This window comes from Gemmiger formicilis (assembly GCF_018784445.1).
Lineage (GTDB): Bacteria > Bacillota > Clostridia > Oscillospirales > Ruminococcaceae > Gemmiger.
In genome coordinates, this window is the sequence record NZ_WQOH01000004.1 from 268,813 (window position 1) to 278,319 (window position 9,507).

Annotated in this window: 5 protein-coding genes; 3 read left to right on the plus strand and 2 right to left on the minus strand. The window is 54.1% G+C overall.

The window, feature by feature from the left end:
- Positions 1-71: 71 nt before the first annotated feature.
- Both GPK89_RS01450 and GPK89_RS01455 read right to left on the minus strand, forming a co-directional pair.
- The gene (locus tag GPK89_RS01450; RefSeq protein WP_215691152.1) at positions 72-4,817 is read right to left on the minus strand and encodes a Spy0128 family protein; all 4,746 of its coding nucleotides are present in this window, start codon (positions 4,815-4,817) and stop codon (positions 72-74) included.
- Positions 4,818-5,025: 208 nt separating this feature from the next.
- Positions 5,026-7,515, minus strand: coding sequence for a LuxR C-terminal-related transcriptional regulator (locus GPK89_RS01455; protein ID WP_215691155.1), 2,490 nt, complete (start codon positions 7,513-7,515; stop codon positions 5,026-5,028).
- Positions 7,516-7,714: 199 nt separating this feature from the next.
- On the opposite strand from GPK89_RS01455, the gene GPK89_RS01460 reads away from it, so the two are divergent.
- From GPK89_RS01460 to GPK89_RS01470, 3 genes are all read left to right on the plus strand, one after another.
- On the plus strand, positions 7,715-8,464 hold the full coding sequence (locus tag GPK89_RS01460) for an N-acetyltransferase (RefSeq protein ID WP_215691157.1): 750 nt from the start codon (positions 7,715-7,717) through the stop codon (positions 8,462-8,464).
- Positions 8,465-8,821: 357 nt separating this feature from the next.
- Entirely contained in the window at positions 8,822-9,028 is a 207-nt protein-coding gene (locus GPK89_RS01465) for an antitoxin PHD (RefSeq protein ID WP_215691159.1), read from the plus strand.
- On the plus strand, positions 9,025-9,375 hold the full coding sequence (locus GPK89_RS01470) for a type II toxin-antitoxin system RelE/ParE family toxin (RefSeq protein ID WP_215691162.1): 351 nt from the start codon (positions 9,025-9,027) through the stop codon (positions 9,373-9,375). The genes GPK89_RS01465 and GPK89_RS01470 overlap by 4 nt, the downstream gene beginning before the upstream one ends.
- Positions 9,376-9,507: the final 132 nt, after the last annotated feature.

The following is a 9,507-nucleotide window of genomic DNA, read 5'->3' on the forward strand; positions in this document are numbered from 1 at the left end:
AGACCCCCGCCGCACACCGCTGTTGCCGGCGGTATGGGAGGGGGTCTGCTATTTAGGGAACTATGAGAAAATTACTTTTTGCGCTTTTTGCCCACGATCAGCAGGGCAACCGCGCCGCCGCTGATAGCCAGAATAGCAATCAGCAGCGCCAGCGGGAATGTGTCCGACGTCTGCGGAATATGCGTCATCGGGGCAGGTGTTGCGGTAGCAACGGGCTTCGGGGCTGCGGTAGGTGCGGGGGTAGCTGTGGGTGCCGGGGCAGCAGAAGGCTCTTGGCTGGGGGTGACTGTGGGGGTGGGAGCAGGCGTGGCCTTCGGCGTGTAGGTGTTCGTAAAGGTCATGCTTGCGGGCACTTTCGTAAGCGCTGCCTTCATCTTGCCGGTGCCATCGTCCTGCACCTCAACTGTAAAGGTGTAGGTCTGGTCATCATAGCTTACGCCTTCGGCGTCGCCCTTAACCTCCGATACCGTGTAGGTGTAGGCGGTGGGGGCGGCGTCGCTGTTGTCGTGGTCGAGGTCCTTATAGGTCAGTGCAAATGTCACCTTGCCGCTGGCATCGTTGGTAGCGGTCAGGCCATTGTGCGCTGCGTCCTCCGGGCAAGACAGCTTAAAGGTAAATTCGCCTGCGTTCAGAGCACGGCCGGTCAGGTTCTTTTGCAGGGTAATGGTTACTGCGTCGGAATCCGCTGCGGCATAGCTGTTGCGGAAAGTCGGCGTTACGCCAGCCCCCAGCGGGGTGGTCTTGTCGGCCTTATAATAGGCCCAGCTCTTGATGGACAGTTTGCCGTCGCTGTTCACATCCTGCAATTCCACGCGCAAAGTGTAAACCGTGGTGTCGTAGGTAATGCCATCGTCGGCATCGACAGGCTTGGCCTCGCTGATGGTATACCAATGCACCAGCAGGTTTTGCATTTCCTCGGTCGGCGCGATTTCCTCGCCGTTGTTGTCAACGGGGGTCAGCGCAAGCAAAGAGGGCTGGCGATGCACATCGGGCTGGTTGCCCTCGGTGGGCTGCTCGGTCTCGGTGGGCTGCTCGGTCTCGGTAGGCTGCTCGGTCGCAGTAGGCTGCTCGGTCGCAGTAGGCTGCTCGGTCGCAGTAGGCTGCTCGGTCGCGGTGGGCTGTTCGGTCGCAGTAGGCTGCTCGGTCGCGGTGGGTTGTTCGGTCGCAGTAGGCTGCTCGGTCGCAGTGGGCTGCTCGGTCGCAGTGGGCTGCTCGGTCTCGGTGGGCTGCTCGGTCTCGGTGGGCTGCTCGTCCTCAACGGGCTGCTCGTCCTCAACGGGCTGCTCGTCCTCAACGGGCTGCTCGTCCATCAGGTCGGCAAACAGTGCGGCATACGTTGTCTGGGCTTGGCTGAAACCAATGGGGCTGAATTTCACCGTGCCGTCAGCATTGTTCGTGCCGGTGGAAACTTCGTTGCCATTTTCATCGGTCACAATGAAGTAGAACTCGCCCTCCTGCAGATCGCGGCCGGTCAAAACCTTGGTGGCTTCGGGGGTAACCTTGACATCAGCGCCCGCCGTTGCCGTGTAGGTGTTTACAAACTGTGCGCCGCCAACGGTTTCGCTGTTCAGCGTATAGACGGGGGTGCTTGCCACAAGCTTACCTTCGCCGTTATCGGTGACTTCGAAAGTGACCTCGTATGCACGGGTATCATACCCGATGCCGCCGAGGTGGTTATTTACCTCGCTGATGACATAGGTCTTTTTGCCTACGTCGGCCGACGTGAAATTCAGGGTAAACGTAACTTTGCCGTCTGCCTCGTTCTTGGCGGTTTGAATAACCCTGCCGTTTTCACTCAAATTGAACGAGAAGTCGTCCTTGTTCAGTGTGCGGTTGCCGACCACGACATTCAGCCTCTTGGTGGCGTTCAAGGTTACCTTAACGTCGCTTGTGGAATAGGTGTTGGTAAACTTGACACTATCCGCGGAGGCACCATCTTTCGTAATGGTGTGACCTGTCATTGTCAGCTGGCCGCTGCCGTCGTCCGTGATGGTAACCGTCACACTGTAGGAGGAGTTGTCATACGAAACACCGGGGATTTTACCTTCGGTGGGGATATTCTCGGTGATTTTGTACTCATAAGTGCCGGGTTTGGTGAAGGTGATACTTCCGAAGTCAAAGGGAACCTGCGCTCCGTCGCCGGTGAGGCCTTCAGTATACGCCACATTTGTCTGTATATATGTATTAGTCACATCATCTCTCAGCGGGGCACCATCGACAGCTTCCAATTTGAAATCGAAATGATCGTTTTGGTTCCAATTGCGGCCCGTCAAAATCTTTACGCCGCCAAACGGGTAATTGCCGTCATCAGGTTTCACGGTAATCGGGGCGGGGTTATAGGTGTTTGTCACCGTGACTTCTTGGGCTGTACCTGCCGTGACCGTGCCCTTGCCGTCGTTCGTAATGTTCTTGGTATAGTAGGTGGGCAGATTTTCTTCCGTGATGGTATAGGTGCTGCCTGCGGGCAAGCCTACAATCTCGGCAGTCTGGTCTTTTTTCAGGGTGAAAGTATCGCCGCTCTTGATGGGTTTAGTACCCTCAATACCGGTAACGGTGTAGTTGTAGCTGGCATTGGTGTCCAAGTTCGTGCCCGCCAACTCAAACTTCATCGTAAATTCGGCGTTAGCGTCCGGGTGCAGACCCTCGTCGGTTACCACATTCTTGGTAACTTTCAAGCTGCCGGTGGCGTTCATGGTCAGCTTACCGTTGTTGCCAAGGTACAGCACACCCTCGTCTGTGACAAGATTCCACTGGAAGTCAATGCGGCGGTCGGCGGTGCCGGTCTCGTTTTTGTCCTTATCGCCCAGCTGGTTATCAATGGCGGAGGGCAAGCTGCCTTTTTTGATGCCCTTCTTGATGTAGCACTTGCCATCTTCTGTTTTAATGCACTCTTTGATTTCGTTCTGAGTTGCAATGCTAACGGGCACATAGTCGGTCTTGGAAACCGTTTGAGTACGATCACCGGGATCAAGCTGCAAGTAGTTCAGCTTATAGTAATAGGTCTGTCTCGGCTTTACCACTGTGGCCGGCGTATCTCCGCTTTTACTGGTGTACAGCAGGGTATCCTCGGTGTGATAGTAGAAGCTGTTGCTTGTTGCAGGGGTAAAGGTGGCAGTGGTCGAGCCGATGGTTATGTTGTCTGCCGTTTTTTTGCTAGGATCAAATTTGTTGGAGTAGAAGCTGATTTTGCCGTTTTCGGCGTTATCCGCAACGTAGGCGGCAAGGTCGGTGTCGTTAAAGTTGCCGGACGCAATCTGCTCGCGCACACCCTTTTTAAGGCCGACAGAGTAGATGACGCTGATGGGCTGGGCGTTGTTGACTTCCAGCTTGGGGGTGCCATCGGTGTTTGTGGCCTTATAATACCGCAGGGGCAGCATACTGGCAGGGATCTGGACCTGCACGCGGTCGCCGACACTGCCGCTGCCATGGGTGACGGTGATAATGATGTGGCTCAAATCGGCTGTATTGGGGTAGGCGCCGCTGACCGTGTCTTTATGCTCACCCTTAAAGATATAGGTATCCGCCGTGTCGGTGGAGGTTTTGTCCACCTGCGTAAAGACCTGGTCGGAAAAGGCAACGGCCTCAAAGCTCTTGACTTCCATATAATCGCCCAGGGGATCATCGAAAGTCACGTAGCCTTCTTTCTGGGGCTTGTCCGTAACCTGCGTGGGGCCTGCCGGTGTGGTAGATACAGACGTGAAGATGTCCGCAAAGACATTCTTCAACTCATCAGCGCTGGAAGCCGCCATATAGTAATTTGCCTTGTCAGGTCTGTTGCCGAAGTTCCATTTCCAGGTACCGAGCAGCCCCCATGGATCATAAGATTCCCCGGTGTAAGTGGCAGAGGGGTAGTTGCTGGAGACCGCCTGCATGAACTTGTTTTCTTTTGAAGCTCCGCTGACATCGGCCTTCGGGTCAGCACCCTTAAAAATGCCGACCGTGTAAACCTCGGCACCTGCCGCCTTGAGGGATTTAGCCGTTTCAATCGCTTTGGAAGCAATGCTATTGTCAAACCCGTTGTCATTGTTAGGCGAGCCATCGGTAAAGAAGATGACGACCTTTTTGGCATTGGGGCGCGCATTATTCAGCACAGTTTGGGCATGCTGCAAGCCATAATCTGCCCGTGTGGCACCGCCAGGCTTAATCTTGTTGACTTCCTTTTTGAGGTCGGGGGCATTGGCGGCATTACATACGGTAAGATCCTTTACGATCTGCGAGTAGTTGTCTCCGAGCGAGTTGGTATCATTGCCAACTGCTTTCCTGTATTCGCCCGCAAATTTCACGATGGAGAGCTGGATTTCCTTCTCTTTATCCGTGATTTTCGCGTTCTGGGCTGCGGCGCTGTCAATAAAGGTATTGACAGCGTTTTTCAGCGCGTCTATGCGCTTTTTGCCACCGCTCATGGTGTCCTTCATACTGCCGGAGGCATCCAGCACCATGACAATATCCAGGGCCTGCGTATTGGTGGTGGTGGTAGACGCATAGGAGGACAGCGCAGACAGCGCGACCAGGAAATCAGCGTCTTTGATTTTGGACACCTCGATGGCGGGCTGGTCTTTCAGTTCGCCGCTGAAGGTGATTTTGTCTTCCTCCACCGTTTTGTCGGCCCAAATACGGCCGGTGGTGGCGTTGTTATAGCCCTGCGTGCGCTCCCACGCATTAAACGTGTTGGGGTCGCTGATGGTTGTACCGTTGGCCGTTACCTGTCCATCACCAGTACCCCCCTCCAGTGCATAGGCAGGGACAGGGAGCAACACCGTGAACAGGAGTGCCAGCATCAACAGGGCGGTTTGCAACCGTATAAGTTTACTGTGCATAGTTTCTATTCAATCCTTTCTCTTTATTGCGGGGACATCTATAAATAAACAGGGCCAAACCCCGGTGTGCCTGATAAATATATCCGGATTTACTTGAAATTGCCCTTATCGCTTTTCCTTAAAATAGTCTAAGCAGACAAAAGGGTACAAAAATCTACTATACCTAGTATAGTACAGTGGATTTATCTGAATATCTATTACCCAAAGGTTAACAATTTGCCATCCATGCGGCCAGCCGCCGGCGTTTGGAGCGGGTGTCCCCCTCAATGTTTAGCTTAGAATAAATGCGGTTGCAGTATTGCTTGACGCTGCCCTCGGACAGAAACAGTCTCGCTGCGATCTCACGGTTGGAAAGCCTTGCGGCAACCAGGGTGCAGATTTCGCGCTCACGCTCTGTCAGCGCATCAAACCCCGCCGGATAGGCACGGGCATACAGGAGCCCGGCGCTGTGCGTCTCCAGCGCCTCCCCAAGCGCCTGAATCCGGCTAGTAAAAGCATCCTGCGGCATATCCTGCAAAAGCGGTTTTAGATAGCGGTAGTTCTCCGCAAAAGGAAGCACCAGACCATCCATTTTTGCTTCCTGCAGGGTCTCCTGCAGCAGCGCGGCAGCCTCAGTCTGTTTGGCCATCATCGCGTAGGCGGCGGCCGTCTGGATGCGCAGGTACAGCGCGACCAGACTGTAACGGAAAGCGGCGGCGCCCTCGAGCAGCTTTTCACTTCGGCCTATGACCTTCGGCCACGCCTTTTGGGTCAGATAGACCTGATTTTCAATCAGCAGAATCATCGGACGCCCGGGCGCAAGAAAGTTTATGCCCTCCAACCGATGCAGGCGGAACGGCTCCGGTATCGCTTCTTCCTGCCCGAGCAGCGCATAATAGTAGGCACAGCAGGCATCCCAAAAGCGTACCCACGGGGCATTGTGCTGTTGCTGCAGCAGCTCATAGCGCCCCAGCGGTGTATAACGCGGGGCACCCTGCCCGAACAGGGAAAGCCGAAGCGAGAGAAAGTCACCGCAGAGCGCAATATTCTCCTGCCCGCTGCCGTCCGTCTGCGCATAGGTGCGCTCCAGCGCAATCATTGCATCATCAAGCTGCCCGCGCGTAAAAGCAGCTTCCGCCTGCATCAGGCGGTCAGCCCCTATGCCGTGATCATCTGTAATTTTACAGTAGTGCGGCATACAGCGGTCTAACTCGGCCAGCTCGGCATCCAGCGCACCGGGCTTGCTGTGGTACATCATCAGCACTGAGGGCGAATTAAATGTCCAACCGTTCGCTTTTTGAATACTGATAGCTGGGCGCGTCATTTTTTCGCTGGCGCTGCGGTGCAGTACGCTCATGGCCGCTATATCATTATAAAAAAGGAAGCTTGTGATCAAGTCGCACTCCCCTAACAGGTTGCTGCGGTATTCTCCGGGCCATGCGGGGTGCTCGTCAACGGTCTCCAACAGAAGGTTTTTCAATTCCAGCATTTTGGGAATCTGATGCCAGTTGAACATACAGCGCATCAGCACCAGCAGGGCAACCGGGTGTTCCTTCAGCGTTGATTTTGGGCAGGCATCCAGATCGGCCAGGGCTATTTTGGGCCGCGTGATAGCCAGACGAATGCCGGTGTCTTTCTCAACCACACGCAGCAGCGCATCATAATCGCCGCAGGCACGGTAGGCCGTCATGGCGTGCAGCAGGTGCCCATGCTGCTCATACCATTGGCCGTATCGGTCGTAATAGACGGTCTGCTTCTCCGCCGGCAGCTTATGGAACGCCCGCATGGCGCAATGCTTCATCACGTGATGGCAGCGATACCGGTCACTGTCCGGCAAGCGCTTTACAAAAGCATTGCGGGTGGTCAAATCTGCCAGCAGCTCGGCGGCATCCGCCCGCCCTGTGACAGCTTTGGCCATTTCGATGGTAAACTCATCGGCCAGACTCAGCACGGTTAAAAATTCCTGCTGCATGGGCGGCAGCGGGTCGATCATGGTAGCCGTAAACAGGTTGTATATATCAGAACCGCGCTCCGGCAGGGCACCGCGGTCCGCCAGGGTTCGCAAATTCAGATAGACGGCTGAGATCCAGCCCTCCGTCGCGTAGAGAAGCTGCTGCAGCTGACTCTCTGTCAGGTCGGCACCGCAGCGGCGGGTGTAGACGGCGAGGTCATCCTTGTCCAGCCGCAGCTGCTTGGGGCCAAGGATACATACCCTGCTGCACAGCTTCGTGATTTCAGCTTCCGAAAGAAAGTGGTTTCTGCTGGCTATAATGATATGTACATTTTTAGGGAGCTGGACAGCACATTTGCAAAGAAAATGTGCGCAGCGGGGACCTCGCAGCAGATGGTAATCATCCAGAAAAATATAGAACGGGCCTGTTCCGGCCAACGCGCGGTTCATGTCATCCATCAACAGCATGACGCCTTGAAGATCCGATGGCAATTCATATTGGCGCAGGAAATCAAGGCCCGCATGTGCAAAGGCTGACTGTGCACTCCGCCAGAAGATTGCCAGACTGTCGGAGTAAATGCTGATGCGAACCACCCGTGTACCGGGTACTTTGCTGCGTTCCCCCAAAAACCAGTTGACGGCGGTGGTTTTACCGTACCCCATGGGAGCAACCACGCAGGTCATTGCGTATTGGTCGATCTGCTGCAGCTGTGCCTGCAAGCGATCCGACATATAGATGTCATTCAAATTGGTATTTCGATTTTGCATAATCGTGACCTTACAACCGATCAAGTCCATCACTTTTGAACTTACTGTAATTATTATAGTACAAAATCGCCTCAAAAACAAGAAAAACCGATGTTTTGTGGCAGCATTGAACTTCAGGAACAGGTAAGGTATAATAAGCACAGGAAAAAACCAGTATGAAAGCGCAAACCGTTCCAGTTAAAAAGGAAAGTGATCGACTATGGACTATATCCGCATCACGAAAGAAAACATTGACAAGGAGCACATCTGCTGTGCCATGTCCGGCAAGCAGTGCCTGGCAAAAAAGGAATGGCTCAAACAGCGCTTTGACGAAGGGCTGGTTTTCTGCCGCAGCGTGGAGCGCGGCAAATGCTTTATTGAATACATCCCGGCGGAAAACGCCTGGCTGCCCATTGAGGCGGAGGGCTGTCTGCACATCAACTGCCTCTGGGTCTCCGGGGCGCTGAAAGGCCACGGCTACGCGAAAGAACTGCTGGCCCGATGCGTCAACGATGCCCGGGCGCAGGGGCGTAAGGGAGTGTGTATTCTGTCTGCCGAGGGACGCAAGCGCGAATTCCTGGCCGACGCCAGGTTTCTGGCACATGAGGGCTTTTCCACGGCGGATGTGTCCGACTGCGGCATCACGCTGATGTACCTGCCGCTTTCCCCTGACGCTGCGCCGCCCAAGTTCAAGCCCTGTGCCAAGCACCCACAGGCTGCAGAGCCCGGCTTTGTGCTCTACTATACCGACCAATGCCCTTTTACCTGTTATTGGGTGCCGCGCGTGGCAGAGACTGCCCGGGCCCACGGCATCCCGCTGACCATACACCACATCACCGACCGCGAGACTGCGCAGAACACGCCCGCCCCGGTCACGACCTATGCCCTGTTCCGGGATGGGAAGTTTTTGACACAGGGTATCCAGTCCGATAAGAAGTTTTTGGCACTGGCAGGCAAGGCTGATTCCTGACCGCGCTGGTGAGCGCATTCGGACGAGCATATACAACAGCCCCTCTTTACTTGTTCCGTTACACATTCGACCAACTGTAAAGTATAGAAGCATTTTCATAAACCTTGTCGTTATGAGCTTGTTCTATGGTTTACAGTTATAGTTTACAGTGCAAATAAATCGACAGCAGCGACAGCGCGTATTGGGCTGTACAGGAGAACATCAACGCCAGCTTTACGAGCAGGGGTGTTGGCTGTTGGTTTTGCTCCACCGCCGAGGGCCAGTGTACCTACTGGACTGTTACGTTCAACGAAAACTCCTACTTGTTTTCATACAGAAATTATGATATAATTTCTGTATGAAAGAGAGGTGCTATCTATGCCGAACATTCGTTCCAGCGCAGATCTGAGAAACAACTACAATGACATTTCCTCTTACTGCCATGCCTACAACGAGCCGGTCTTTATTACCAAAAACGGTAAGGGCAGCAAGCTGCAAGAGGGCCTTGCCGACATTGACGCTGGGAACACACGCCCCTTTGCCGATGTTATGGCTGATTTGCGCCACCGCAGGGAGCGCAGATGAAATACAACATTCATGTCACCCAAGCCGCCGAGCGCGATATGGCGAACGCCTACGACTATATCGACCTTGTACTGAAAAGTCCAACTGCCGCCGACAAGCTGTTGGATGTAGCCGACGAAAAAATCGGAGCACTGGCAGAATTCCCGCACAAATTTGAAGTCATTTCCGACAAACTGCTTTCCCTATGGGAAATCCGCTTCACCATCGTTATGAACTACCTTGCGTTCTATACGGTGGACGATGCCACGCAAACCGTGCATATCGTGCGGTTTCTCTACGGCAAAAGCAACTGGATCACCATTCTGAAAACAGATGCAGCAAACGGCAGTTTGCCGGTGTTCTCATAACCGAATATTTTATCTGGGCGCTCACTTTTGTGGGCGCTTTTTCTATTGGAGAAAAACATGATTTATGACGAACTTATTGAAGAATTAGCGTTGACCCTGCTTACAAAGGCAAGGTATGAGGGCTGTATTAGC